This is a genomic window from Mesorhizobium sp. AA23 (assembly GCF_001672435.1).
Lineage (GTDB): Bacteria > Pseudomonadota > Alphaproteobacteria > Rhizobiales > Rhizobiaceae > Mesorhizobium.
Genome location: NZ_LYTP01000023.1, coordinates 463,216 through 486,820 on the forward strand (window position 1 = coordinate 463,216; position 23,605 = coordinate 486,820).

A 23,605-nucleotide genomic window follows, 5' to 3' on the forward strand; every position below is an offset into this window, starting at 1 on the left:
GCGTCGCTCAGCGTATCGCCATCGGGGCCAGGGCACGCGAAAGGCTTGCCTCGCCCTTGCCGTAGACTGAGGGGTTGTAGTTGACCAGCGTGTCGGTGCGAGCCGTGTTGAGCAGGTCGTTGGTGATCTGAACCGGGGTCGCCTTGGTGAATTTGCTGCCGATGATTGCGGCATATCCGGAGACGATAGGCGCGGCGAACGATGTGCCGTAAAGGCCGGTCTTGTCGCCTTCGACGCCGACCACCAGGAAATGGCTCTGCACGGTCGGGTCGGAGCCGGCGTAATTGGAATACCAGGCAAGCTGAGCCTTGTTTGACGCCGTGCCGTTTGTGGACAGCGCGCCAACAAAGATCGCCGTCGGTTTGCCGATCAGAGCGAGATCGAGATAATCCTGCTGTCCGCTGGTGACGCCGCCGACCGCAACCGAATCGTTGCCAGCCGCTTTCGAGACGATGGCCGATCCCTTGCTGGCGTAGGAGATGATCGATTGCTCCTCCGGGGCCCAGCGGATCTGGTTCACGCTGTAACCCGCGTTCGCGTACATGCCGTAGCTGAGGTTGAGGACGTTGCGGCCACTTGCCAGCGGGACGGCCGAACCCGTCGAGAAGTCCTTGGAGCGGATGGTCGCCGCAGGAGCGATCATGCTTGCTTCCTCGCGCGTCCACTCTCCGTGTCGCTGATATTGCGTGCCGATGCCAAAATTGCCGGAGAAGCGCGATGAACTGCTGAAGTCGTCGACGATGGTGATGGTGACGCCCTTGCCCTTATAGCCAGCCGCCCACGCGGCGCCGACATCGGGACTCATCCAGCTCTGCACCGCTTGTGTCGTTCGCGCAACCGGTATCTTTGCGCTTACGCATATGGACCCGCCGCCGTGACACAGCGCGGCCGACTGGTCCGCGTCGAGAGCTTCCTGCGCCGACGCCAGGCATGCCGGCAGAATGGTCAGTGCCGCGGCAATGCCGAGCTTCCAGAAATTACCAGACATGGTCTTACTCCCGGTCAAAGCAGGAACGAGGACGGACGATCGCGAAGTTCGGGAGCAGGAAGATTTCTCATGCGCGGCATCCCGGCGATCAGAAGGTAACACGGTAGTTGAGCCACAGGCGCAGCCTTTCGGGCGTAGCGTTAACCAGATATTTCAGCGTGTCCTCAGGCGCCGTCTCCCCGGCCGCAAGCCGGCAGTTGACGCTGTAGGTGCCCAGATCCCCGTAGTCGGCCACGCATGGCTTTTCGCTCAGGTTGCCGCCGAAGGTCGAGGTAACCGAAAGGGAGAGAGTGCTGTTGAGGCTCGGATGGGTCTGGGTGAGAAAACCGAGCTTGAGGCTCGGCGCGATGCGGTACTTCTCGGCTTGTTCCCCGGTTCCCACTCCCCACAGAAAGCCGCTGTCTTCGGTAAGTTGCGTGATGAAGTCGACGTGCATGTCGACCCAATCGCTGTGGTACCAACGATTGAATGAGACCCAGCTCCCGTCCTGCAGCTCATAGCCGCCATTGCCGAGAGCTCTGGCGCGGTCGCTGAGCCATGACCCCTGGTGGATGTTCACGAGCGACGTGGTCATTTCCTGGGCCATCGACGGCGAGGCGCCAACGACTAGGCACAGCAACAGTGCGGCTGCGCCGAAACCGTCTCGTTTGTTGGATCTTTCGCGCATGCGCGAAGCACCTCGCCCCACCGGATCCAGACGCGCCTTGTGGCGGACGGCTCCTCGGGCAGCCGCGGTCCCCGGATCATGCGCGACGATCGCATGGAGACCGTTACCGCGGGGTTATCCAAGCCGGTACGAATATAAGTTTTTGCTTGAATTCGGCGAAGCCAAGCCGTTGCCAGCGATCAGACGCAAACGAAGCGAGATGCGCCGGATGCTGCATCCAACTCGCCGGCTTTGCCAATGGTCGTCCGAAAACGGTGACCCGATGCCTCAGGCCGCGTCGCGGACCTTTTGGATGCGCGAGCGGATCGCCTCGATCATGGTCTCGCGGATGGTGGTTTCGCCATGGGTTTCACGCATGTGCTCGACGGCGCGGCGCATGACCTCGGCTTCCTCCTCGGCGCGCGTGTGCCAATCGCAGCCCGGGACGAGTGTCCCGCATTGGAACTCCTTCATGGTTTTTCCTTTCCTAGGTCCGGAGCCCTGATTCCGCTCCTTGTTATCATGCAATTCCGCATGGAAAGCCGCATCGCATTTTCCTGAAATTGCCCCGGTGGAAAACCATAACACATGTCGCCGGCTTCGGTTGCATTGGAGCCGGTGGCGAATTGTTTTTTCACGGTCTCCGCGCGAAATCAAAGGCGGAGCATTGCTGCTCCGCCCGTTGCCACCTGGTTTCCGTGAAACGATGAACCGCACTGTCTTTTTGTTTTGACGCAATTCCGGCGGAAACCGCTTCAACGTTTCTGCAATTGCTGGCCGTGCAGGCCGTCACTTCATGATCTTGACAGCCTCGGCAATCTTGTTCTTGCCGCTCATATCCCAGGAAACGCGAACCTTCTCGCCCGGCTTTATGCCCGGATCCTTGAAGGCCTTGGACAGCGTGAAGGTCGATCCGTTGTCCAGAACAAGGCTCATGGCCGTTCCATCAAAGCTCTTCACTGTTCCCGTGGTGTGCTTGACCGCGGCGAACGCGGCGCCACCGGAGGCGAGAAAGGCGGCGGTTGCCGCCGTCACAATAAGCTTGCGCATAGGATGTTCTCCTGGGATGCGGGCACCATTGGGAAGGCACTCCGCTCGATCAGGGCCGTCCGGACGCGTCGGGTCGCGGCTCGTAGCAGTGACGAGCCGCCGGCGCTTCCCGACCCGGCACGTTAAATAGATCAATTTTTTCAAAAGGATATTAGACGAAAAAGAAATCGCCCCTGCCACATTGCCGGTCAAAATTCGGCGAATGGGACAGCAATGCGGCTGGCCTTCCGCTCACCGGATTTTTACGGCCACTTTACCTCGGGCGGCAGGCTGGAGAGGATCGAGGCGACATTGCCGCCGGTTTTCAGGCCGAAGATGGTGCCGCGATCGTGAAGCAAATTGAATTCGACGTAACGGCCGCGCCGGACGAGCTGTTCCTCGCGGTCGCCGTCGGTCCAGTTCTGGTTGAAATTGCCCCGCACCAGATGGGAATAGACGACGAGGAAAGAGCGGCCGACATCCTGGACGAAATTGAAATCGGCGTCCCAGCCGCCCTTGCCCTCATCGGAATGCAGCCAATCGAAAAAGATGCCGCCGATTCCTCGCGCCTCGTTGCGATGCGGCAGGAAGAAGTACTCGTCGCACCACGCCTTGAATTTCGGATAGTCGGCCACCCCGGCGTTCTTCTCGCAGGCGAACTGCATGGCGCGGTGGAAGGCGATCGTGTCGGGATCGTCCTGGGTACGGCGGCGGTCGAGCACCGGCGTCAGGTCGGCGCCGCCGCCGAACCAGTGGCGGGTGGTCACGACCATGCGTGTGTTCATATGCACGGCCGGAACGTTGGGGTTCCAGGGGTGCGCGATCAGCGAAACGCCGCTCGCCCAGAAGCGCGGATCCTCGTCGGCGCCCGGGATCTGCTTGCGGAATTCGGGAGAGAATTCGCCGTGGACGGTCGAGGTATGCACGCCGACCTTCTCGAAGACGCGGCCGCGCATCATCGACATGGCGCCGCCGCCACCTTTGCCGTCGTCGCGCTCCCACGGCGTCTGCTCGAAATGCCCGGGCGACCATGCCGATTGCGGTCCAGTGAGTTCCTGCTCGATCTGCTCGAAGGCGGCGCAGATGCGCTCGCGCAGCGCTTCGAACCAGAGGCGGGCCTTCATCTTCTTCTGCTCGATGTCGTCAGGCAGGCCCACCGCAATGTCGGGTCGTTCCAATTCCGTCTCCAGTCCAGGCTGCTTGCCCGACAAATGACTCGTTTTTTCTGCGCGCGATCCCTAATCTCTTAAGGGCAAGGGTCAAGTCCTGTCTGACCAAGGTGCAAGGAGTTTGCTCGTGCGCACCCCGGCAAGACCGCCGCTGGATGGCTTGAAGAAGAGGCTGGAGCGCTCACGGGCCGAGCGCGAAAGAGAGCCGCGCGACGGATTTTTGCGCGAGACTTTCGTGCTGCCGCGGCCGGCCGCGCGCCTCAAGGCCAAGGAATGGTTCGAGCGCTTTCCCAAGCAGGCCTATTGGACCGAGATCGAAAGCTGGTTCGAGCGCCCGGGCGACGTCATCGAATTCACCATGCGACGGCTGCCGGCGGCAGATTGAAAAATCCTCAGGGCACCAGTAGCCGTCTCGCTCCAGTTCCCTCTCTGGCCAGTCGGTCTTCCTTGTTCCGAAGCGGGCATTTGTCGATCGACATGCAACCGCAGCCGATGCAGTCGGTCAGGCCGTCGCGCAGCTTCTTCAATTGGGCGATCTTATGATCGAGGCCGTCGCGCCAAGCCGTTGAAAGCAGATTCCAATCCTCGCGCGTCGGGGTGCGGCCCTCGGGCAGGGAGTGGAATGCCGCGCCGATTTCGGCGAGCGAGATGCCGACCTCCTGGGCGACGCGGATGATCGCCACCCGTCGCAGCACGTCGCGGCCGTAGCGCCGTTGGTTGCCCGCGGTGCGATGGCTGCGGATCAGCCCGCGCGCTTCGTAAAAATGGAGCGCCGAGACCGCGACGCCACTGCGCATCGCCACCTGGCCGACCGTCAATTCCTTCACCGGAGCCATCTCGCACTTTCCGCTTGACCTCAAGTTAGGTTGAGCTTGTAGCGAGGAAAGCCTGACAAGGCAAATTGAGGAGAAGGCGATGTGCGCCTGGGTGAGACTGACGCCGCAAGTGGGAGGCGTTCGCGACGACGAGCAGGGCTTGAGCAGCCTATCCGAGCTGGCGGACCGCTTCGCCCGCGAACAGCGCGACATTGATGCTGCGGGCGCCCGGCCGCATCGGAATGGTCAGTCGCGCATCCGCCGCCTGATGAACCTCTTCCGGCACGCCGGCGGATTCGCGGCCGAACAGAAGGACGTCGCCGGCGGCGAAAGCAAACCGCGTGTAGGCGGTCTCGGCCTTGGTGGTGAGCAGCACAAGGCGGCGCGCGTTCGTTCGGCGCCATTCCTCGAAGGCGTGCCAGTCGGCATGGCGGGCAAGCGCCGCCATTTCGAGATAGTCCATGCCGGCGCGTTTCAGCGCCCGATCGGAGAGCGGGAAACCGGCCGGCTCGATGATGTCGACGCCAAGATCAAGGCAGGCGGCGAAGCGCAGGATCGTCCCGGTATTGCCGGCGATATCCGGTTGGTAGAGCCCGATGCGGAGACGGTCGTTCATTTCCGCATCCTTCTAATAAGTGGCAGAACGGCCACAGGCGGCTCCGGCTTTTGGCGATTTCTAGACTGGCGGGTGGCCATTTTCTGCGAAGTCGAGTATACGCCCATCATCGTCAACCCGAACCGAAGGAGAGGGACCACATGATGACCATGCACTTCCAGCCCTTCTCCGGGCAGCTCCTCTTTGGGGCCCACGTATGCCCAACGGCGGTTTCGGTACGACGATTCTTCTGACACTTTAAGACCTCATCGCACCGATTCCCGCCGAACCCAGTTTTCGGCCTTCGAAGGAATCTTGCGATGTTTCTCAAACTGCCAAAGCGGCGCCCCGCCCCGCCTGAACGTGTCGACACCGACGCTGGCCGTCATGTCGGGACTGACGCTTGCCGTCATGTCCTGACCGCGTCGCGTCCCTCCGGCCGAATGCCGGAGGTCGAGCTCGCATCACCCTTTTTAACGCATTTGCACATGGAGGACGGACCGATGTTCGATCCCTTTAAGATACCGGGTTCAAGAAGCTTGCATGAGCGCAAGGTGGCGACCTGGGCGCTGCTGATCGGCGAGACTTACTCGTCGGCGGTGCACGCCGAGACGCGCCGGCGTCCGCATCGCGGCATGCTGCCGGACGTCGACTTCTCGCGCGCGGTGCCCGATCCCGGTCGACCCTCGCTTGTGCGCCGGATCATCCGCATGGTTCGGCCGGGTAAAACCAGGGCTGGCGACAGCTTGTCGTCAGGATCCTCTGGCAAGCCTGTCGGCGAAAAGACCGCGACACCCCATATTGCGCGAAGCAGGGCCGGCGATACGGACAATTCCGTATCGCCGGCCCGCGGCGCCGTGCGGCCGAACGGCCTTACCAATCAACCCCGCGCCGCGTGAGCGCACAAATCGTCGAGTGCCTCGAATGTTCCGCTGGTTTGAGAAGAGGCTCGATCCGTTTCCCGCCGCGGAGCCGGTCGAGCCGCCGAAGACGCTGGTCGCCTTCTGCGTGCATTACACGCGCGGGGCCTGGCCCTATATCCTCGTCGATGCCGTGCTTGTGGCAGCGATAGCCCTTGCCGAAGCGTGGATGTTCGGTTTCATGGGCCGCATCGTCGACTGGCTGTCGGCGCAGAACCGCGAAACCTTCCTTGAGACGGAGCGCTGGAAACTCGCCGGCATGGCCTTCATCGTGCTGTTCGCGCTGCCGGGCACGGTATGGCTGCATTCGCTGCTCAACCAGCAGACGCTGATGGGCAATTATCCCATGCGCATCCGCTGGCAGGTGCATCGCTACCTGCTCAAGCAGTCGATGGCCTTCTACCAGGACGAGTTTGCCGGCCGTATCGCCACCAAGCTGATGCAGACCGCTCTTGCCGTGCGCGAATGCGTCATCAAGCTGATCGATGTCCTAAACTATGTCGTCGTCTACTTCCTCAGCATGCTGTTCATCGTCGGCTCGGCAGACTTGCGACTGGCTGTGCCCTTGGGTGTATGGCTGGTCGGCTATATCGGGCTCTTGCGCTTTTTCATCCCAAAGCTCGGCAAGGTCGGCGAGGAGCAGGCCAATGCGCGCTCGACCATGACCGGCCGCGTCGTCGACAGCTACACCAACATCCAGACGGTGAAGCTGTTTTCGCATGCCCGCCGCGAGGCAACTTTCGCCAGGGAGGGCATGGCGAGCTTCCTCGATACGGTCTACCGCTCGATGCGGCTGGTGACGCAGTTATATGGGATGCTCTACATCCTGAATTCGCTGCTTCTGTTTTCCGTGACGGCGATCTCGCTGTGGCTATGGCTGGGCGAGGCGGTGACGATCGGCGCAGTCGCCGTGGTTATCGGCCTGGTGCTCAGGATGTGGGGCATGTCGCAGTGGATCATGTGGGAGATGTCGAGCCTGTTCGAGAATATCGGCACGGTGCAAGACGGCATCCAGTCGATCTCGCTGCCGCGGCTGGTCGAGGACCGCCCGGGCGCCAGCGACATCGCCGTCAGTCAGGGCGAGATCCGTTTCGAGGAGATCCGCTTCCACTACGGCAAGCAGAAGGGCGTCATCGAGAACCTGTCGCTCACTGTGAAACCCGGCGAGAAGGTCGGCATCGTCGGCCGCTCCGGCGCCGGCAAGTCGACGCTAGTCAACCTTTTGCTGCGTTTTTACGACCTGGAAAGCGGCAGGATCCTCATCGATGGCCAGGAGATCGCCGGGGTAACGCAGGATTCGTTGCGCGCGCAGATCGGCATGGTGACGCAGGACACCTCGCTGCTGCATCGGTCGGTGCGGGAGAATATCCTCTACGGGCGCCCTGACGCCACCGACGAGATGCTGATCGAGGCGGCCCGGCGGGCGGAGGCGCTCGATTTCATCGGCGCGCTTTCGGACCATAACGGCCGCAAGGGATTCGATGCACATGTCGGCGACCGCGGCGTCAAATTGTCCGGCGGTCAGCGGCAGCGCATCGCCATTGCCCGCGTCATGCTGAAGGACGCACCGATCCTCATCCTCGACGAGGCGACGTCGGCGCTCGATTCGGAAGCCGAGGCGGCGATCCAGGAGAACCTCTACAAGCTGATGCAAGGCAAGACCGTGATCGCCATCGCGCATCGGCTGTCGACCATCGCTGCGATGGACAGGCTCGTCGTCATGGACAAGGGGCGCATCATCGAGGAAGGCTCGCACGAAGAGCTTGTCACCAAGGGCGGCCTTTATGCCCAGCTCTGGCAGCGCCAGTCGGGTGGGTTCCTCCTCGATGATGCGCCGGCTGAGTCCGATGCCAAAGGGTCTCACTCCGAGATGGCGGCGGAGTAACGCGATCGCGATTGGCATCAAGGTTACGGCAATTGCGGGGAATCGCTCCCGGGCGTAACCACGACCCGTCAGAGGCCTGCCCGCGACCAAATCGGGTGCCGGCGGGGTTCCGGCATCTACGAGAGAAAAATGTTCGACCGCATCTTCACCTGGTTCGAAAGCCATTATTCGCCGGTGGCGCTGGCCGAAGACAGGCAGCCGCCAATGGGACTTTGGCGGTTCTACTGGTATTTCATAAGACAGTTTCGCGCCGCCTATTGGCTGCGCATGATCATCGTTGCCGTCGCGGCAATAGTGGACGCGATGCTGCCGATTTTCGTCGGCCTGATCGTGGGCCTGCTCTCCAACACCAGGCCGGGCGATTTCTTCGCCGCGCATGGGCCGCTGCTCGTCATGATGGCGATCGTCGTGCTGCTGCGTCCGCTGTCCATGGTTATCGACGCGCTTATCCCCAATCACGCCATCGCGCCGAACCTCATCGACCTCATCCGCTGGCAAAGCCATTGGCATGTCGTGCGTCAGGACTGGTCATTCTTCCAGAACGACTTCGCCGGCCGCATCGGAACGAAGGTCATGCAAAGCGGCGACTCGGTGGAGATGAGCGTCAATCTCACCGTCGATGCCGTCTGGTACGCGCTGGTCTTCGTCGCGGTCGCCATCGTTGTGCTGGCGCGGCTCGACCCGCTTCTTCTGGCTGTGGTGGCGGCCTGGCTGGTGTTCTATTGCATGATCTTCTGGTTTGCGATGCCGAGGATCACCCAGCGCTCGTCCCAACTGTCGGAGCGGTGGTCGCAGGTGAGCGGCCGCATGGTCGACAGCTACACGAATATCCTGACGCTCAAGACATTCTCGACCGGCGAGCACGAAGACAAATATGTCTCGCAAGCCGTCGTCGAGCACGCCGACACGTTTTACCAGCTGATGCGCGTTTTCACACTGATGTGGTCGGCCCTGTTCGTCCTCAACGCTGCGCTGCTTATCGCCATAAGCTGGTTGGCGCTGGCCGGCTGGAACACCGGCGCCATGACCACGGCGGCCGTGGCGACGGCGATACCGTTCGCGCTGCAGATCGCCAACATCTCCGGCAGGATCCTCGATGTCGGCGCCAACGTCTTCCGGCAGATCGGCGTCGCCAGCAATTCGATGACGACGATCGCGCGCCCCATCACAATGCAGGACCAGCCGGACGCGCCGGCCCTCGTGGTCAAAGCCGGCGGCATCGAGTTCGAGCAGGTGAACTTCAACTATTGGCGCAAGGACGGCAAAGGCGGCGTCATCGACAATCTGTCGCTGAAGATCGCGCCGGGCGAGCGGGTGGGCCTGATCGGCCGTTCCGGGGCCGGCAAGTCGACGCTGGTCAATCTCGTCCTGCGGCTGTTCGACGTGCAGGACGGCAAGGTGCTGATTGACGGACAGGACATCCGCAACGTCTCGCAGGAAAGCGTTCGCGCGGCGATCGGCTTCGTCAATCAGGATACGTCGCTCTTGCATCGATCCGTCCGCGAGAACCTCAAATATGGACGCCAGTCCGCCAGCGACGAGGCGATGTTCAGCGCCGCCAAGGCCGCGCAGATCGACGATGTGATCGCGGGACTGACCGATCCGCATGGACAAAGCGGCTATGAGGCGCTCGTCGGCGAGCGCGGCGTGAAGCTGTCCGGCGGCCAGCGGCAACGCATCGCCATTGCCCGCGTTATGCTGAAGGACGCGCCGATCCTCATTCTCGACGAAGCTACGTCTGCGCTCGATTCCGAGGTGGAGGCCGCCATCCAGGAGAACCTCTACAAGCTCATGCAGGGCAAGACGGTCATCGCCATCGCCCACCGCCTGTCGACCATCGCGGCGATGGATCGGCTCGTCGTCATGGACAAGGGCCACATCGTCGAGGACGGCTCGCATGAGGCGTTGATCGCCAAGGGCGGGCTCTATGCCCAGCTCTGGCGGCGCCAGTCGGGCGGCTTCCTGCTCGAGGAAAAGCAGGCGGCCGACGATCTGCCGACGAAAGGTGAAGCCGCGGAATGATGAAGGCCGTCTATCGCTGGTTCGAAAGCTGGGTCTACCCGTTCCGCGAGCCGACGAACCTTCGTCCACCTGCCAGCGTCGGCGGCTTCCTCTGGCACTATGTCGGGCAAGCGAAGCTCGCCTTCTTTGCCATGCTGATCATCGGCGGCATCGCGCCGCTGGTCGAGGCCGGGCTGTTCTATTTCGTCGGACGGCTGGTCGATATCCTCGACCAGCTTCCCGGCGAACGCAGCTGGCACGCGCTGTGGGCAGCCGCCGGGCCGGAGCTGCTGTTCATGGGCGCGGTGGTGCTGATCATCCGCACGCTGGTGGTCGGCCTTTCGGCGCTGGTCGACGAGCAGACGATCACGCCGGGCTTCTACAGCCTGGTGCGCTGGCAGGCGCACCGGCATGTCTCGCGCCAGTCCTACGCCTTCTTCCAAAACGACTTCGCCGGGCGTATCGCCACGAAGGTCTGGCAGGCGGGGCAGGCCACTGGCGACCTCATGGAAAGCTTCATCGAAGTCGTCTGGTTCATGATCGTCTACACGGTGACGACGCTGGCGCTGGTCGCCGGGCTCGACCTCAGGCTGGCGGCGCTGGTGGTGATCTGGATCGTCGCCTTCGGCTGGCTGGCCAGGCTCCATTTGCCGGCAATCCGCAAGCATGCCGAGGCGACCGCCGAGGCCGGCTCGATGATCACCGGCCGCTTCGTCGATTCCTATTCCAATGTGCAGACGCTGAAGCTGTTCGCGGCCGACGGCGACGACCGCTACATCCGCAACGGCTTCGACATCTATCTCGATGCGCTGCGGCCCTTCACGCGGCGGCTGACCGGCGTGCGCGTGGCGCTGACGACGCTTTCCGGCATCATGATCACGGCGATCGCCGCCTTTGCAGTCTATCTGTGGGTGGAAGGCTCGATCACCGTCGGCGCCGTCGCCTTCACGCTCTCGCTTGTGCTGAGGCTCAACATGCTGCTGGGACGGCTGATGATGCAGCTCAACAGTATCCTCAGGAATCTCGGCGTGCTGGAAAATTCCAAGGCGCTGATCTCGCAGCCGCTCGGCCTGACCGACGCCCCGGATGCCAAGGAGCTGGTGGTTGCGGGTGGCCGCATCGACCTCAAGAACGTCACCTTCCACTACGGGAAAGGGGCAGGGGTCCTCGAAGGCATCGACCTCGTCGTGTGTCCAGGCGAGAAGGTCGGGCTGGTCGGTCCGTCCGGTGCCGGCAAGACGACGCTGGCCAATCTCATCCTGCGCCTTTACGACCTCGAGGGCGGCAGGATCCTGATCGACGGCCAGAATATCGCCGGCGTGACGCAGAATTCGCTGCGCGCCAATATCGGCGTGGTCAGCCAGGACACGGCGCTGTTCCACCGCTCGCTGCGCGACAACATCAAGCTCGGCATGCCGGACGCTACCGACGCTGAGGTGATCGCCGCGGCGCGCAAAGCCGAGGCGCATGACTTCATCATGGGGCTGCGCGACAATCGCGAGCGCCTTGGCTACGAAGCCTATGTCGGCGAGCGCGGCGTCAAGCTCTCCGGCGGCCAGCGTCAGCGCGTGGCGATCGCCCGCCTCTTCCTCAAGGATGCGCCGATCCTCATCCTTGACGAGGCGACCTCGGCACTCGATTCCGACATCGAGGCGGCGATCCAGGAAAACCTGGCAAGGCTGATGGAGAACAAGACCGTCATCGCCATCGCCCACCGGCTTTCCACCATCGCAGCGCTCGACCGGCTGGTCGTGCTCGACGGCGGCCGCATCGTCGAAGAAGGCACGCATGATGAGCTGGTGGCGCTGGACGGTCTTTATGCGCGGCTCTGGAAACGGCAGTCCGGCGGCTTCCTCTTCAATGAGGAAAGCGCGCTGGAAGAGACGCGCCCGGCGGAGTAGAAACGCAGCCATGTCGATCAGAATGCCCAGCAATTTCGGACGGTCAGGCGCGCAGGAGAGCGCTCTCGATCTGCTCGGCCACGAAATACTCGCCGAGAAGGCCGCCGCCCTCGGTCGCGCCGGCCAGCGCGTCGAAGAGGCCTTGGCGAAGCTGCGCGAAAATGGGGAAGGCGGGGATCGCAACCGGCTGCTGAAAGAAGCGGCAGAAGCCGTCCACGCCTATTTCATCCAGCGCGAACTCTGCGGGCTGCGCAAGCACGACGCCGTGATCCGCGAATACGACATCCCGCGGGCGGTGCTGGTCAGGCTCGGCGCCAGCTAAGCGCTGACTTCCTTCCGAAAGCGCGCGAGGCGCAAGGCGAGCGCTCCGGGATTCTCATCGGCGACGAAGTGCCCGCTATCGGGGATGATGTCGCCCTCGACATTGGAGAGGCCGGCGGCCTTCAAGCCATTGAGGTAATCGGTGATCTCGCCGGTCTCGGCAGCGCCCCTGAGGCAGAGCACCGGCGTGTCGATCGGGCTTGCCGGCGGAACGGCATTGGCCTTGGCGTCCTCGGAAAAGGCGCGGTACCAGTCGAAGCCGGCCTTGAGGCTTTCCGGCCGCGAATAGGCCTTGGCGTAGATGTCTCTTGCTTCGGCCGGGATGGCGGATTTCTCCTTCGAAAGGGTGTCGAAGAAGAAGTCGAAATAGGCGCGCTCGTGACCCCCAACCAGCAGTTCCGGGAGAGCAGGAACCGCGTGGAACGCGAAATGCCAGAGGTTTGGATTGCGGATGACCTTGTCCCACGGCGCCACGCCCGGAACGACAACATCCATGATCGCGGCGGCGGAGAGGATTTCCGGATGGTTGCGCAAAAGCGCGAAGACGATCTGGCCGCCGACGTCATGGCCGGCCACTATGACCTGTCGCAGGCCGCAGGCGTCAATCAAGGCCGCTATCACCCTGGCCAGATGGGCTTTCTCACCGGTTTTGCGCGTGCCTTGCGAGCCGCCTATACCCGGCAGGTCCGGCGCGATCACGCGCTGATCGGTGGCCAGCCGACCGATCACGTTCTCGAAGGCATGGGAACTTTGAGGCCAGCCGTGGAGCAGCACGAGGCCGGGCGCATCCCGTGGTCCGGCTTCGCGGATCGCAATGGTCAGTCCTTCAACCTCGATGCTGGAAGTTTCCATCCGCCCGGCCTTCACCTGTCCGATCGCTCCGACCGACAGAACTAGGCGGGAATCGGTCCGCGGACAGGGCCTGTCTCTCGAATAAGCCGCATCACTCCAGCCATTCGGTGATGAAGCTGCCGTTCTCGTGGATGTCGGTGGTCTCGAGCGGACCGGGGCCGAGATTGGTGAATTTGTGCGGCGTGTCGGCCGGCACGATCAGAATTTGGCCTGCGGTGGCCGTTATCTGCCGATCGCCGACCGTGAACAGGCCGGTGCCGGAACGGATGACGAAGATCTCCGCGTAAGGATGCTTATGCAGACGCGGGCCGCCGCCGATCTCGGGTTGATAATTGAAGATCAGGCAGGAGTTGGAGCCAAATGCGCCGCATTGCAGCTCGCCTTGCCAACGGTCGGGCGTGCTCGCCCATTTGTCGCGGTCGATGACATGCGCCATGGCTCGACAATAGACCGGGCCGGCGGTCGCTGTCGAGGCAAGCGGAGTTCCGATTTACCGCTGAAGTTAGCGCTATTTAGCGCTGTTCGGCGGCCCGATCATCAAGCCGTTGCGCGGGCCGCGGCATGTGCCCGCGACAATGTGCCCTTGTGCCTCCACGCGTCTGGACAAAAACGGGCTTCACGCATAAACCGAACCTCCAAATGCCGGAGGAATTCGCTAGCCTGTTCGCCATGCGCTGTCGGGCCGGCGCGATTGAGCGGGGACAAGGCTCGGCCGCCGGCACGGAAAGAGGCGAAAGGATCAGGCACCCGTGAGCGCAACCGACATCCACGATCCCAACCGTCGCGATTTTCTCTACATCGCCACCGGCATGGCCGGCGTGGTCGGCGCTGGGGCCGTCGCCTGGCCGTTCATCGACCAGATGCAGCCGGATGCCTCGACGCTGGCGCTGGCTTCTGTCGAGGTCGATGTCTCCTCGCTGCAGCCCGGCAGCTCGCTGGTCGTCAAGTGGCGCGGCAAGCCGGTCGTGGTGCGCAACCGCACCGACAAGGAAATGAAGGACGGCGCGGCGGTTAGCCTCAACGATCTCAAGGATCCGATCGCCCGCAATGCCAACTTGCCGGCCGATGCGCCGGCGACCGACGCCAACCGCACCACGCCCGGCAAGGAAGCCTGGATGGTCATGGTGCAGGTCTGCACCCATCTCGGCTGCATCCCGCTCGGCCAGGAAGGCGATTTCGGCGGCTGGTTCTGCCCATGCCACGGCTCGGTGTACGATACCGCCGGCCGCATCCGCAAAGGCCCGGCGCCGGAGAACATGGCGATCCCGGTGTTTAAATTCATTTCCGATACCAAGATCCTTATCGGTTGAGGCAGGGGGATATTTCGATGAGCGAGGGACACTCCACCTACACACCGAAGACGGGTCTCGGACGCTGGTTCGACGCCCGTATGCCGCTTCCCCGGCTTGTCTATGACAGCTTCATTGCCTATCCAGTGCCGCGCAACCTCAACTACATGTGGACGTTCGGCGGCATCCTGTCGATCATGCTGGTATCGCAGATCCTCACCGGCATCGTGCTGGCCATGCACTACACGTCCGACACCACACTCGCCTTCGATTCGGTCGAGAAGATCATGCGCGACGTGAATTCGGGATGGCTGTTGCGCTATCTCCATTCCAACGGCGCCTCGTTCTTCTTCGTGGCCGTCTACATCCACATCTTCCGCGGGCTGTTCTACGGCTCCTACAAGGCGCCGCGCGAGCTGCTCTGGATCCTCGGCTGCATCATCTACCTCCTGATGATGGCGACCGGCTTCATGGGCTATGTGCTGCCATGGGGACAAATGAGCTTCTGGGGCGCCACCGTCATCACCGGCTTCTTCAGCGCAATCCCGCTAGTCGGCAACTGGATCCAGGAACTGCTGCTCGGCGGCTTCGCCGTCGACAATCCGACGCTGAACCGCTTCTTCGCCCTGCATTACCTGTTGCCGTTCATGATCGCCGGCGTCGTCGTGCTGCACGTCTGGGCGCTGCATGTCGTCGGCCAGTCGAACCCGACCGGCATCGAGGTCAAGTCGAAGACCGACACCGTCGCCTTCACGCCCTATGCGACCATCAAGGACGCGTTCGGCATGATCGTGTTCCTGTTCTTCTTCGCCTATTTCGTCTTCTACCTGCCGAACTACCTCGGCCATCCGGACAACTACACGGTCGCCAATCCGCTGAAGACCCCGGCCCACATCGTTCCGGAATGGTACTTCCTGCCGTTCTACGCGATCCTGCGCGCCATCACCTTCAACATCGGGCCGATCAACTCCAAGCTCGGCGGCGTGCTGTGCATGTTCGGCGCCATAGCCATGCTGTTCCTGGTGCCGTGGCTCGACACCTCCAAGGTCCGCTCGGCGGTCTACCGGCCCTGGTACAAACTGTTCTTCTGGCTGTTCGTGGCCGACGCCATCCTGCTCGGGTGGCTGGGCTCGCAGCCGGCGGAAGGCTCTTACGTATTCATGGCGCAGATGGCGACGCTGTTCTACTTCGCCTTCTTCCTGGTCGTCATGCCGGTGCTCGGCCTGATCGAGACACCGCGTCGGCTGCCGAACTCGATCACCGAGGCGGTGCTGGAAAAGAAGAACAAGGGAGCCGGCGGGCATCCGGCAGGCGCGGTCAGCGCGCCGGAAACCAAGGGCTGAGAATCTGAGGGGATTTGGCATGAAGAAGATTCTCACCTCGCTGGCGCTGCTTGGCCTGGTGGTCGCGGGCACCGCTGCCATCGCAGCCGAAGAGGAACACAACGCGGCGGCCCCGACGCATTTCCCGATCAACGAACCGAAGGAAATGAGCTGGAGCTTCGCCGGGCCGTTCGGCACCTACGACAAGGCCCAGCTGCAGCGCGGCCTGAAGGTCTACAAGGAAGTCTGCTCGGCCTGCCACTCGATGAACCTGGTGGCGTTCCGCACGCTGGAGGGCCTCGGCTATTCGGAAGCGCAGGTCAAGACGCTTGCCGCTGAGTACACCATCCATGACGGCCCGAACGATGCCGGCGACATGTTCGACCGCCCGGGCAAGCCGTCGGATCACTTCCCGTCGCCGTTCCCGAACGAACAGGCCGCCGCCTCCGCCAATGGCGGCGCCGCTCCGCCCGACATGTCGCTGCTCGCCAAGGCGCGCGGCGTCGAGCGCGGCTTTCCGCGTTTCATCTTCGACATTTTCACCCAGTATGCTCAGGGCGGCCCGGACTACATCCACTCGCTGCTCACCGGCTACGACCAGACGCCGCCGGCCGGCATGGTGATCCCCGAAGGCACGCACTACAATCCATACTTCCTGTCCGGCGTGTCGCTGAAGATGCCGAAGCCGCTTTCGGACGGCCAGGTGACCTATGACGACGGCTCGCCGCAGACGGTCGACCAGTATTCGCGCGACGTGTCGGCGTTCCTGATGTGGGCCGCCGAGCCGCATCTCGAAGAGCGCAAGAAGACCGGCTTCCGCGTGCTGGTGTTCCTGCTGCTGTTCGGCGCGCTGGTCTACCTGACCAAGCGCAAGGTGTGGGCCGAAGTAGCGCACTGAGCCGCGATCGGTCAGACACTTTCGAGGGGCGCCGCAAAGGCGCCCTTTTCATATGTCGGGACCGCTTTGATCCGGCCGTGTCACATGGCTGTCATTGCGCATCGCGATCCTGCGTTGCCCCACCGCCAAGGATCGTGCCCATGAAAAGACTTGCGCCGCTTGCAGCCGTGGTGCTGCTTCTTGTCGCCCCCTCGGCAGTCCGCGCCGAGGACGCCCAGCCCTTTGTCACCAACAAGGACGTCCACTTGACGATGATCCTGCCGCCGCCGCCGGCCAATGATTCGGCCGAGATCAAGGCAGAGCTCGGCGAGGTGCTGACCCTGCAAGTGACGCGAACTCCCGAAATGGAAAAGCGTGCTATCGCCGACGCCGAAGAGGACGTCTGGCGCTTCGCCGATGTCATGGGACCGAAATTCAGCAAGGAGACGCTGCCGAAGTTCAGCGCCTTCTTCGACCGCGTGGTGGCGACCGAAGGCGCGGTCGTCGATCCGGCCAAGGACGTGTGGAAGCGTCCGCGTCCGCATCAGCGTCAAACCCGCGGTGAAGCTGTCGAATTCCGGTTCCTGGCCCTCGGGCCATGCGACGGTCGGCACCATGATGGGCATCATCCTGTCCGACATGGTGCCGGAGAAGCGGGCCGAGATCATGGCCCGCGCGGCCGAATATGTCCATAACCGCGTGGTCGGCGGCATCCATTATCCGTCGGATGTCGAGATGGGCAAGATTTCCGGCAGCGCGATCGCCGCGGTCCTGCTCAGCCGGCCCGATTTCAAGACCGAGTTCGAGGTGGCGCGATCCGAGCTGCGGTCCGACCTCGGCATGTGAGCCGTCCGTCGCCGACGTTTCTGCAAGGGCGCCAGCGGGCGCCTTTTTCGCTTGCGGCGCCGGCACGGGAGCAAGGCAGGCGATGCCGATCCTTTGCCGGATGCGCTTGTCTCCCGGGCTCCATCGCGGTAGCCGTTGTTGGTTGCGTTGCGCCGGGCGCGTCGACGCCGTTATATCCGACAGCCGGACACGCGGAGCTCGTCTCATGAAACCCTCGCTCGAAGACACGCTGCTTGCGGCCATCCGCACCATTCCGGATTACCCCAAACCCGGCATCCTGTTTCGCGATATCACCACGCTGCTCGGCGACGCTCGCGCCTTTCGCCGCGCCATCGACGAGCTTGTGCATCCTTACGCCGGGCTGAAGATCGACAAGATCGCCGGCATCGAGGCGCGCGGCTTCATCCTGGGCGGCGCAGTGGCGCATCAGCTTTCGGCGGGTTTCGTCCCGATCCGCAAGAAGGGCAAGCTGCCTTACGAGACCGTGCGCGTCGCCTACAGCCTCGAATACGGTCTGGACGAGATGGAGATGCACAAGGACGGCGTCTCGCAAGGCGAGAAGGTGATCCTGGTCGACGATCTGATCGCCACCGGCGGCACGGCGGAGGCGGCCGTCAAGCTGCTCAGGCAGATCGGCGCCGACATCGTCGCCGCCTGCTTCGTCATCGACCTGCCGGATCTCGGCGGGCGCCAGAAACTGGAAGCGCTCGGCGTGCCGGTAAGGACGCTGATCGGCTTCGAGGGGCATTAATCAGTGTTGAATGGTGAATAGTGAATGGTGAATAGGGAATGGTTCACTGGTCACCATTCACTATTCACCATTCGCTACTCCACCTTCACCAGCACCGCGCTGTCGAACTCGATAACCTTATCGCCGCTGGAGTCGAAACCTTCGGAACGCAGCGTGAGCAGGCTCCAGCCGGGGCGGCCGGCAAGGGGCCGATGGGCAAGCGCTGTGCGGGTGAAGGTCACGGTTTCGCCGGCATAGACCGGCTTCAACCATTTGAGGTTGCGAAACCCGGGCGAGGGGCCGAATTCGGGCTGCGGGCCGGGACCGGTCCAACGCACGCCCTCGGTCTCCATGCGCTTTTCGAGGTTGTATTTCATCCAGGTGGCGGCGGTGTGCCAGCCGGAGGCGCAGAGACCGCCAAGCATGCTCTCCTTCGCCGCCTCCTCGTCGACATGGAAGATTTGCGGATCGTATTTCCTGGCGAACGCCTTGATCTCGTCGGCCTCGAATTTGTGCGCGCCGAGGGTGACGGTTTGGCCGATGAGGAAATACTCGTCCAGGGTCACGCGACGGCCCCGCGGGTCAGAAACATGCCGGTGTTCTCAAGCTCGAAGACGCATTCGCCGCGCTGGTTGAACAGCTCGCTGCGCATGCTGACCAGGCCGATCTGCGGCCGCGACTTGGACTGGCGCTTGGAAAGCACGGTGACCTTGCCGGTGAGACGGTCACCGGCCAGAACCGGCTTCTTCCATTTGACATGCTCGATGCCGGGTGAGCCTTGCGAGGTCGAATCGAGCAGGAAGGCATCGCACAGCATGCGCATGAACATCGCGCAAGTGTGCCAGCCCGAAGCCGAAAGGCCGCCCAGGATGCTGGCCTTGCCGGCCGCCTCGTCGAGATGCATCGGCTGGGCGTCGAATTCGCTGGCAAACTCGATGATCTCAGCCGCGCTTACATTCTTGCTGCCGAGGTCGAGCGAGGCGCCCTCGACGAAATCCTCATAGGCCCAGGTCTTTCCGGTCATGTCGGCAATCCGGTTGACGAACGCGTGATCCCGAAGGTCGAGCATCCCGGATGGAGGCCCGAGCCAATTTGGTCAAGTCCTTTCTGGTGAGCCAGCCAGGCACTCAGGTGTTGAACTTGAACAGCATGATGTCGCCGTCCTGGACGACATACTCCTTGCCTTCGTCGCGCGCCTTGCCGGCTTCCTTGGCCGCCACTTCGCCGCCGAGCGTGACGAAGTCGGTGTAGGAGATCGTCTGGGCGCGGATGAAACCACGTTCGAAGTCGGTGTGAATGACGCCGGCAGCTTGCGGTGCCTTATCGCCCTTGTGGATCGTCCAGGCGCGCGTCTCCTTCGGCCCGACGGTGAAATAGGTGATCAGATGCAACAGTTCGTAGCCGGCGCGGATCACCTTGTTGAGGCCCGGCTCGTCAAGGCCGAGCGAGGCGAGGAACTCCATTTCCTCCTCGTCGGAAAGCTGGGCAACTTCCGCCTCGATCGCCGCCGAGATCACCACCGTGCCGGCGCCCTGCGCGGCGGCCATCTTCTCCACCGCCTTTGTATGCTCGTTTCCCGTGGCAGCGTCCGCCTCAGCGACGTTGCAGACATAGAGCACGGGATGCGATGTGAGCAGGTTCAGGCCCTGCAGGATGCGCAGATCCTCCGCCGCGATGCCATTGAGCAGGACGCGGGTCGGGCGACCTGCCTGCAGCAGTTCGAGCGCCGCCTCCATCATCGGCAGAACGGTCATTGCTTCCTTGTCCTTGCCGGCGGCGCGCTTGCGGACCTGCACGATGCGGCGCTCCAGGCTTTCGAGATCGGCGAGCATCAGCTCGGTCTCGACGGTCTCGGCGTCGGCGACCGGATCGATGCGGCCCTCGACATGGGTGATGTCGTCATCCTCGAAGCAGCGCAGCACATGCACGATGGCGTCGACCTCGCGGATGTTGGCGAGGAACTGGTTGCCCAGACCTTCGCCCTTGGAGGCGCCGCGCACCAGTCCGGCAATGTCGACGAAGGAGATGCGGGTCGGGATGATCTCCTTCGACTTGCCGATCGCGGCGATCTTCTGCAGCCGCGGGTCCGGAACCGCCACCTCGCCGGTGTTCGGCTCGATGGTGCAGAAAGGATAGTTGGCGGCCTGCGCGGCAGCCGTCCTGGTCAACGCGTTGAACAGCGTCGACTTGCCGACGTTGGGCAAGCCAACGATGCCACATTTGAAACCCATGTTCGTCCGGTCCTATCGGGAATTCGAGATTTGCTGAGGGCTATGGGCGAAAGCGCGGACGATCGTCAAGCCCTTGGCATGGTCGTTTCGACGCTCAGTCTTTTCCGAACAGCTTCTTCAGCATCGCGGCCATCGGCCCGCTCTCGGGAACCTTCGCCGGCGGCTGCTGCGGGCGGGCCTGGCGGATATGGCTCTGCTGTTTTGGCTCCTTGGGCGGAGGCCGATCGTCATCGCCGGTCGGCACGAGCTTTTCGCGCAGCGCCAGGGTGATGCGGTTCATGAAGGAGTTGTCGTCGCCCTTGGCCAGCAGTGCGGCGTCGTCGGCGATCGCGTCGAGCAACACGTCGAGCCATTCACGGTCGGCCTTGGCGAAATCGCCGAGCACATGGCCGTGCACCATCTCTTTGACGCCGGGATGGCCGACGCCGATGCGCACCCGGCGATAGGCATTGCCGACATGCTGGTCGAGCGATCGGATGCCGTTGTGGCCGCCGGAACCGCCGCCGACCTTGACCCTGAGCTTGCCGGAGGCAAGGTCGATCTCGTCGTAGAAGACAGTGAGGGCGGCGGCATCGAGTTTGTAGAAGCGCAACGCCTCGCCGACCGACTGGCCGGATAAATTCATGAAGGTCTGCGGCTTGATTAAAAGGATCTTCTCGCCGCCCAGGGCGCCCTCGGCGATCAGGCCCTGGAACTTCTTCGACCAGGGCGAAAAGGAATGGCGGCGGGCTATCGCGTCCGCCGCCATGAAGCCGACATTGTGCCGGTTGTTCTGATATTTCGCGCCCGGATTGCCGAGGCCTGCAAAGACAAGCATCGTCGTCTCCTGGCGCCGAGAGAATTACTTCTCTTCGGCCTCAGCGGCCTCAGCTTCCGGCGCCGCCGCTTCGGCAGTCTCCTCCGTCTCCGGCTTCATTGCCGCGGAGCCGGCGATGGTCGCGATGGTGAAGTCGCGATCGGAGATCACCGGCTTGACGCCGGCCGGCAGGGCAACCGCCGAAATGTGAATCGAGTCGCCGATTTCGGTGCCGGCGAGATCGACGGTGATGAATTCCGGGATCGCGTTGGCAGGGCAGTGGAACTCGACTTCGTGACGAACGATGTTGAGCACGCCGCCGCGCTTGATGCCGGGCGACTTGTCCTCATTGATGAAGTGGACGGGCACGTCGACATTGACCTCGGTGTCCTTGCCGATGCGCAGGAAGTCGACATGGACCGGGAAGTCCTTGACCGGATCGAGCTGAAAATCCTTCGGCAGGACCTGGATCTTCTTGCCGTCGACATCGATCGTAGCGATCGTGGTCAGAAACCCGCCGCCGTGGATCTTGTAGAAGATGTCCTTGTAGTTGAGGGCGATCGCCAGGGGGGGCTGCTTGTCGCCGTAAATAACTGCAGGCACTTTGCCGTTGCGGCGAACTGCACGGGCGGACCCCTTACCGACCTGTTCGCGCGCTTCGGCCTTGAGCTCGTAAGCCTCGTGGCTCATGGCATTTCCTTTCGCGTGTTATGGAGCGTTCGCGGCGGGCAAGCCCATCCGTAAACGTCGAAAGCCGTCGCGGCCTTGCATGGTCGATCCAACGCTTTTGGCTGTCCAAACGCTTCGGGGATCATGCAGGCTTGGCCGGCCTTCCTCCGCGTTGCCTCCAAGGGTGTCTACGCGGGTGGCGGCTCTATAGCGGAAGGCGGGCAGGGGCGCAAGCCGTTGAACGGGAAGGCTTGGCTAGGCTAAGCGATGATATCCGGCCCGGGAGGCATAGCCGACGCGTTGCTCCGCTGCAAAGTCGGATCTGGCGAGTTGCGCCGGGTCCCGCCCGCATGCGTCATGTAGCATCGGGCCGGTTTCAAACGTCCTTGGCAGGCAATCAAAGGACCGGAGATCGACATGAAACTACTGTTCAGCCGCAATCCCAATCCTCGCCTCGCGGTCGCGGCGGCGCGCTATCTGACGGCCGATATCGCCTTCGAATTCGCCTCGCCCATGGCGCCGGGGCAGGCCGAGCGCTACCGCGCGCTTAACCCCAATTTGACCTTGCCTATCCTGGTCGGCCGGGGATGGAGCCTGTGGGAAGCCGATGCGATCGCATGCCGGCTCTCGCGCGACATGCATTCGGATTTCTGGCGCACCGGCGACGACGAGCCGCAGATGATCCGCTGGCTGAGCTGGGGCAAGGAGAATTTCGTCAGGGCCTGCGACATGGTGCATTTCGAGCGCGGCACGAAACAGCGCTGGGGACTGGGGCCGATCGACAAGGCATTGGTCGAGGAGGGGCTGAGGCAGTTCCACATGACGGCCGCCATCCTTGAAGCCGAGCTTTGCGGGCGCCAATGGCTGGTCGGCAATTCGGTTTGCTATGCCGACTTTCGTATGGCGACCTTTCTCGCGTTCAATGATGCTGCCCGGTTGCCGCTCGATGACTATCCGTCGCTCAGCCGCTGGTATCGGCGGATCGAGCATATCGATGCCTGGCGCGACCCGTTCCAGGGGCTGGATGCGCCGCAACTGCCGCCGGTCAGCAGCGAGGAGCAAGCAAGTATTTTGAACGTTCCGTCTTGAAAGGACCATTGTCGAGGATGCCTGCCAAGCCGCGGGGGAAATGGCTCGCCCCTGCTATGAGACGCGGGCCGTGGCCTGCACTAAGCAGACTTTGTCCGGCGTTTGGAGGTCAGGCAGCATCAGCCGATTGGTCGCCGCTCAACGCATCGCGCAACGCCCGGACTTTTCGCGTGAGAGCATCGATCTCGGCCGAGGTCATGCCTGAACGCTCGACCAGCGTTTCGCCCAGACAGCTGCATTGCGTGAGCAGCGCCCGGCCTGCCGCGGTGAGATCGACCTGCACCTGCCGCTCATCGTCATGGCTGCGCTGGCGGGTCACCAGACCCGCCTGCTCCATGCGCTTGACGAGCGGGGTGACGGTGCTCGATTCCAGCGCCAGCCGGCGCGCTATGGTGCCGACCGACATGCCATCGGCCTCTCCAAGCGCATTGAGCACGAGATACTGGGGATACGTGATCCCCATCTCGTCGAGCATGGGCTTGTAGGTACGGTTGATCGCCATGCTCGTGGCGTAGAGCGCGAAACAGAGCTGATTGTCCAGGGGCAGAGGCATCGCGCCATGATCCTTTTGTCGATGTCGTGAGGCTCTTTAGCACAAAAAATCATATCGCGATACATATTATCGTGGACAAGT

At 62.9% G+C, this 23,605-nt stretch carries 26 protein-coding genes and 1 pseudogene; 12 read left to right on the forward strand and 15 right to left on the reverse strand.

All coding sequences use genetic code 11. The features are described from left to right. Nucleotides 1-7 precede the first annotated feature (7 nt). The 5 genes from A9K66_RS31250 to hemF all read right to left on the reverse strand — a co-directional run bounded on the left by A9K66_RS31250 (nt 8) and on the right by hemF (nt 3,841). On the reverse strand, nt 8-988 hold the full coding sequence (locus tag A9K66_RS31250) for a S8/S53 family peptidase (protein WP_082953954.1): 981 nt from the start codon (nt 986-988) through the stop codon (nt 8-10). Between the two features lie 88 nt (nt 989-1,076). Beyond that, a complete protein-coding gene (locus A9K66_RS18840) occupies nt 1,077-1,655 on the reverse strand; it encodes a hypothetical protein (protein ID WP_066994307.1) in 579 nt (192 codons plus the stop codon). A 267-nt stretch (nt 1,656-1,922) separates the two neighbouring features. Beyond that, nucleotides 1,923-2,108: a DUF1059 domain-containing protein gene (locus A9K66_RS18845; protein ID WP_066994310.1), complete on the reverse strand. Its 186-nt coding sequence runs from the start codon at nt 2,106-2,108 to the stop codon at nt 1,923-1,925. A gap of 315 nt (nt 2,109-2,423) precedes the next feature. Next, on the reverse strand, nt 2,424-2,684 hold the full coding sequence (locus A9K66_RS18850) for a DUF1344 domain-containing protein (protein ID WP_066994313.1): 261 nt from the start codon (nt 2,682-2,684) through the stop codon (nt 2,424-2,426). A 242-nt stretch (nt 2,685-2,926) separates the two neighbouring features. Next, entirely contained in the window at nt 2,927-3,841 is a 915-nt protein-coding gene (gene hemF, locus A9K66_RS18855; protein ID WP_067326527.1) for an oxygen-dependent coproporphyrinogen oxidase, read from the reverse strand. A 118-nt stretch (nt 3,842-3,959) separates the two neighbouring features. On the opposite strand from hemF, the gene A9K66_RS18860 reads away from it, so the two are divergent. Then, on the forward strand, nt 3,960-4,217 hold the full coding sequence (locus A9K66_RS18860) for a hypothetical protein (RefSeq protein ID WP_066994316.1): 258 nt from the start codon (nt 3,960-3,962) through the stop codon (nt 4,215-4,217). A 7-nt stretch (nt 4,218-4,224) separates the two neighbouring features. On the opposite strand, the gene soxR is transcribed toward A9K66_RS18860, so the two are convergent. Next, on the reverse strand, nt 4,225-4,668 hold the full coding sequence (gene soxR, locus A9K66_RS18865; protein WP_067326530.1) for a redox-sensitive transcriptional activator SoxR: 444 nt from the start codon (nt 4,666-4,668) through the stop codon (nt 4,225-4,227). A 148-nt stretch (nt 4,669-4,816) separates the two neighbouring features. After that, entirely contained in the window at nt 4,817-5,263 is a 447-nt protein-coding gene (locus A9K66_RS18870; RefSeq protein ID WP_067326533.1) for a tRNA (cytidine(34)-2'-O)-methyltransferase, read from the reverse strand. A gap of 482 nt (nt 5,264-5,745) precedes the next feature. Between A9K66_RS18870 and A9K66_RS18875 the strand changes: the two genes are divergently transcribed. From A9K66_RS18875 to A9K66_RS18895, 5 genes are all read left to right on the forward strand, one after another. Continuing rightward, a complete protein-coding gene (locus tag A9K66_RS18875; protein WP_082953983.1) occupies nt 5,746-6,141 on the forward strand; it encodes a hypothetical protein in 396 nt (131 codons plus the stop codon). 25 nt (nt 6,142-6,166) lie between these two features. Further along, on the forward strand, nt 6,167-8,047 hold the full coding sequence (locus A9K66_RS18880; RefSeq protein ID WP_067326540.1) for an ABC transporter ATP-binding protein: 1,881 nt from the start codon (nt 6,167-6,169) through the stop codon (nt 8,045-8,047). 129 nt (nt 8,048-8,176) lie between these two features. Continuing rightward, entirely contained in the window at nt 8,177-10,069 is a 1,893-nt protein-coding gene (locus A9K66_RS18885; RefSeq protein WP_082953955.1) for an ABC transporter ATP-binding protein, read from the forward strand. Continuing rightward, nucleotides 10,066-11,949 (forward strand): ABC transporter ATP-binding protein, encoded by a 1,884-nt coding sequence (locus A9K66_RS18890; protein ID WP_067326543.1) that lies wholly within the window; start codon nt 10,066-10,068, stop codon nt 11,947-11,949. The genes A9K66_RS18885 and A9K66_RS18890 overlap by 4 nt, the downstream gene beginning before the upstream one ends. A gap of 10 nt (nt 11,950-11,959) precedes the next feature. After that, nucleotides 11,960-12,271, forward strand: a complete 312-nt coding sequence (locus tag A9K66_RS18895; protein ID WP_067326547.1) for a DUF6665 family protein — start codon at nt 11,960-11,962, stop codon at nt 12,269-12,271. On the opposite strand, the gene A9K66_RS18900 is transcribed toward A9K66_RS18895, so the two are convergent. Both A9K66_RS18900 and A9K66_RS18905 read right to left on the reverse strand, forming a co-directional pair. Then, a complete protein-coding gene (locus A9K66_RS18900; RefSeq protein WP_067327129.1) occupies nt 12,268-13,122 on the reverse strand; it encodes an alpha/beta hydrolase in 855 nt (284 codons plus the stop codon). The genes A9K66_RS18895 and A9K66_RS18900 overlap by 4 nt on opposite strands. A 91-nt stretch (nt 13,123-13,213) precedes the next feature. After that, on the reverse strand, nt 13,214-13,558 hold the full coding sequence (locus A9K66_RS18905; RefSeq protein ID WP_066994340.1) for a cupin domain-containing protein: 345 nt from the start codon (nt 13,556-13,558) through the stop codon (nt 13,214-13,216). A 313-nt stretch (nt 13,559-13,871) separates the two neighbouring features. Between A9K66_RS18905 and petA the strand changes: the two genes are divergently transcribed. From petA to A9K66_RS18930, 5 genes and pseudogenes are all read left to right on the forward strand, one after another. Continuing rightward, nucleotides 13,872-14,432 carry a ubiquinol-cytochrome c reductase iron-sulfur subunit gene (gene petA / locus A9K66_RS18910; RefSeq protein ID WP_066994342.1) on the forward strand — a complete coding sequence of 187 codons (561 nt, stop codon included), beginning with the start codon at nt 13,872-13,874 and terminating at the stop codon, nt 14,430-14,432. Nucleotides 14,433-14,449: 17 nt separating this feature from the next. Continuing rightward, the gene (locus tag A9K66_RS18915; protein WP_066994345.1) at nt 14,450-15,754 is read left to right on the forward strand and encodes a cytochrome b N-terminal domain-containing protein; all 1,305 of its coding nucleotides are present in this window, start codon (nt 14,450-14,452) and stop codon (nt 15,752-15,754) included. 19 nt (nt 15,755-15,773) lie between these two features. Then, entirely contained in the window at nt 15,774-16,631 is an 858-nt protein-coding gene (locus tag A9K66_RS18920; protein ID WP_067326549.1) for a cytochrome c1, read from the forward strand. 140 nt (nt 16,632-16,771) lie between these two features. Then, a pseudogene (locus A9K66_RS31640) lies at nt 16,772-17,456 on the forward strand (phosphatase PAP2 family protein). A gap of 205 nt (nt 17,457-17,661) precedes the next feature. After that, the gene (locus tag A9K66_RS18930) at nt 17,662-18,207 is read left to right on the forward strand and encodes an adenine phosphoribosyltransferase (RefSeq protein WP_066994354.1); all 546 of its coding nucleotides are present in this window, start codon (nt 17,662-17,664) and stop codon (nt 18,205-18,207) included. A 74-nt stretch (nt 18,208-18,281) separates the two neighbouring features. Here A9K66_RS18930 and A9K66_RS18935 read toward each other — a convergent pair whose 3' ends face one another. From A9K66_RS18935 to A9K66_RS18955, 5 genes are all read right to left on the reverse strand, one after another. Further along, complete coding sequence (locus A9K66_RS18935) at nt 18,282-18,752, reverse strand: MaoC family dehydratase (protein WP_067326553.1); 471 nt, start codon at nt 18,750-18,752, stop codon at nt 18,282-18,284. Beyond that, nucleotides 18,749-19,210, reverse strand: a complete 462-nt coding sequence (locus A9K66_RS18940) for a MaoC family dehydratase (protein WP_066994904.1) — start codon at nt 19,208-19,210, stop codon at nt 18,749-18,751. The genes A9K66_RS18935 and A9K66_RS18940 overlap by 4 nt, the downstream gene beginning before the upstream one ends. A gap of 103 nt (nt 19,211-19,313) precedes the next feature. Further along, nucleotides 19,314-20,417 (reverse strand): redox-regulated ATPase YchF, encoded by a 1,104-nt coding sequence (ychF, locus tag A9K66_RS18945; protein ID WP_067326556.1) that lies wholly within the window; start codon nt 20,415-20,417, stop codon nt 19,314-19,316. A 94-nt stretch (nt 20,418-20,511) separates the two neighbouring features. Then, nucleotides 20,512-21,234: an aminoacyl-tRNA hydrolase gene (gene pth, locus A9K66_RS18950; protein ID WP_067326561.1), complete on the reverse strand. Its 723-nt coding sequence runs from the start codon at nt 21,232-21,234 to the stop codon at nt 20,512-20,514. 24 nt (nt 21,235-21,258) lie between these two features. After that, entirely contained in the window at nt 21,259-21,903 is a 645-nt protein-coding gene (locus A9K66_RS18955; protein WP_066994365.1) for a 50S ribosomal protein L25/general stress protein Ctc, read from the reverse strand. Nucleotides 21,904-22,299: 396 nt separating this feature from the next. Here A9K66_RS18955 and A9K66_RS18960 point away from each other — a divergent pair, with 396 nt between their 5' ends. Further along, nucleotides 22,300-22,971, forward strand: a complete 672-nt coding sequence (locus tag A9K66_RS18960; RefSeq protein WP_067326563.1) for a glutathione S-transferase family protein — start codon at nt 22,300-22,302, stop codon at nt 22,969-22,971. A gap of 109 nt (nt 22,972-23,080) precedes the next feature. On the opposite strand, the gene A9K66_RS18965 is transcribed toward A9K66_RS18960, so the two are convergent. Further along, nucleotides 23,081-23,524, reverse strand: a complete 444-nt coding sequence (locus A9K66_RS18965) for a MarR family transcriptional regulator (protein ID WP_066994371.1) — start codon at nt 23,522-23,524, stop codon at nt 23,081-23,083. Nucleotides 23,525-23,605: the final 81 nt, after the last annotated feature.

What these genes read in the sequence shown, in the direction of transcription:
- A9K66_RS31250 (WP_082953954.1), bottom strand. Translation starts at nt 988, where the DNA reads ATGTCTGGTAATTTCTGGAAGCTCGGCATTGCCGCGGCACTGACCATT.
- A9K66_RS18840 (WP_066994307.1), bottom strand. Translation starts at nt 1,655, where the DNA reads ATGCGCGAAAGATCCAACAAACGAGACGGTTTCGGCGCAGCCGCACTG.
- A9K66_RS18845 (WP_066994310.1), bottom strand. Translation starts at nt 2,108, where the DNA reads ATGAAGGAGTTCCAATGCGGGACACTCGTCCCGGGCTGCGATTGGCAC.
- A9K66_RS18850 (WP_066994313.1), bottom strand. Translation starts at nt 2,684, where the DNA reads ATGCGCAAGCTTATTGTGACGGCGGCAACCGCCGCCTTTCTCGCCTCC.
- soxR (WP_067326530.1), bottom strand. Translation starts at nt 4,668, where the DNA reads ATGGCTCCGGTGAAGGAATTGACGGTCGGCCAGGTGGCGATGCGCAGT.
- A9K66_RS18870 (WP_067326533.1), bottom strand. Translation starts at nt 5,263, where the DNA reads ATGAACGACCGTCTCCGCATCGGGCTCTACCAACCGGATATCGCCGGC.
- A9K66_RS18875 (WP_082953983.1), top strand. Translation starts at nt 5,746, where the DNA reads ATGTTCGATCCCTTTAAGATACCGGGTTCAAGAAGCTTGCATGAGCGC.
- A9K66_RS18880 (WP_067326540.1), top strand. Translation starts at nt 6,167, where the DNA reads ATGTTCCGCTGGTTTGAGAAGAGGCTCGATCCGTTTCCCGCCGCGGAG.
- A9K66_RS18885 (WP_082953955.1), top strand. Translation starts at nt 8,177, where the DNA reads ATGTTCGACCGCATCTTCACCTGGTTCGAAAGCCATTATTCGCCGGTG.
- A9K66_RS18890 (WP_067326543.1), top strand. Translation starts at nt 10,066, where the DNA reads ATGATGAAGGCCGTCTATCGCTGGTTCGAAAGCTGGGTCTACCCGTTC.
- A9K66_RS18895 (WP_067326547.1), top strand. Translation starts at nt 11,960, where the DNA reads ATGTCGATCAGAATGCCCAGCAATTTCGGACGGTCAGGCGCGCAGGAG.
- A9K66_RS18900 (WP_067327129.1), bottom strand. Translation starts at nt 13,122, where the DNA reads ATGGAAACTTCCAGCATCGAGGTTGAAGGACTGACCATTGCGATCCGC.
- A9K66_RS18905 (WP_066994340.1), bottom strand. Translation starts at nt 13,558, where the DNA reads ATGGCGCATGTCATCGACCGCGACAAATGGGCGAGCACGCCCGACCGT.
- A9K66_RS18915 (WP_066994345.1), top strand. Translation starts at nt 14,450, where the DNA reads ATGAGCGAGGGACACTCCACCTACACACCGAAGACGGGTCTCGGACGC.
- A9K66_RS18920 (WP_067326549.1), top strand. Translation starts at nt 15,774, where the DNA reads ATGAAGAAGATTCTCACCTCGCTGGCGCTGCTTGGCCTGGTGGTCGCG.
- A9K66_RS18930 (WP_066994354.1), top strand. Translation starts at nt 17,662, where the DNA reads ATGAAACCCTCGCTCGAAGACACGCTGCTTGCGGCCATCCGCACCATT.
- A9K66_RS18940 (WP_066994904.1), bottom strand. Translation starts at nt 19,210, where the DNA reads ATGACCGGAAAGACCTGGGCCTATGAGGATTTCGTCGAGGGCGCCTCG.
- ychF (WP_067326556.1), bottom strand. Translation starts at nt 20,417, where the DNA reads ATGGGTTTCAAATGTGGCATCGTTGGCTTGCCCAACGTCGGCAAGTCG.
- pth (WP_067326561.1), bottom strand. Translation starts at nt 21,234, where the DNA reads ATGCTTGTCTTTGCAGGCCTCGGCAATCCGGGCGCGAAATATCAGAAC.
- A9K66_RS18955 (WP_066994365.1), bottom strand. Translation starts at nt 21,903, where the DNA reads ATGAGCCACGAGGCTTACGAGCTCAAGGCCGAAGCGCGCGAACAGGTC.
- A9K66_RS18960 (WP_067326563.1), top strand. Translation starts at nt 22,300, where the DNA reads ATGAAACTACTGTTCAGCCGCAATCCCAATCCTCGCCTCGCGGTCGCG.
- A9K66_RS18965 (WP_066994371.1), bottom strand. Translation starts at nt 23,524, where the DNA reads ATGCCTCTGCCCCTGGACAATCAGCTCTGTTTCGCGCTCTACGCCACG.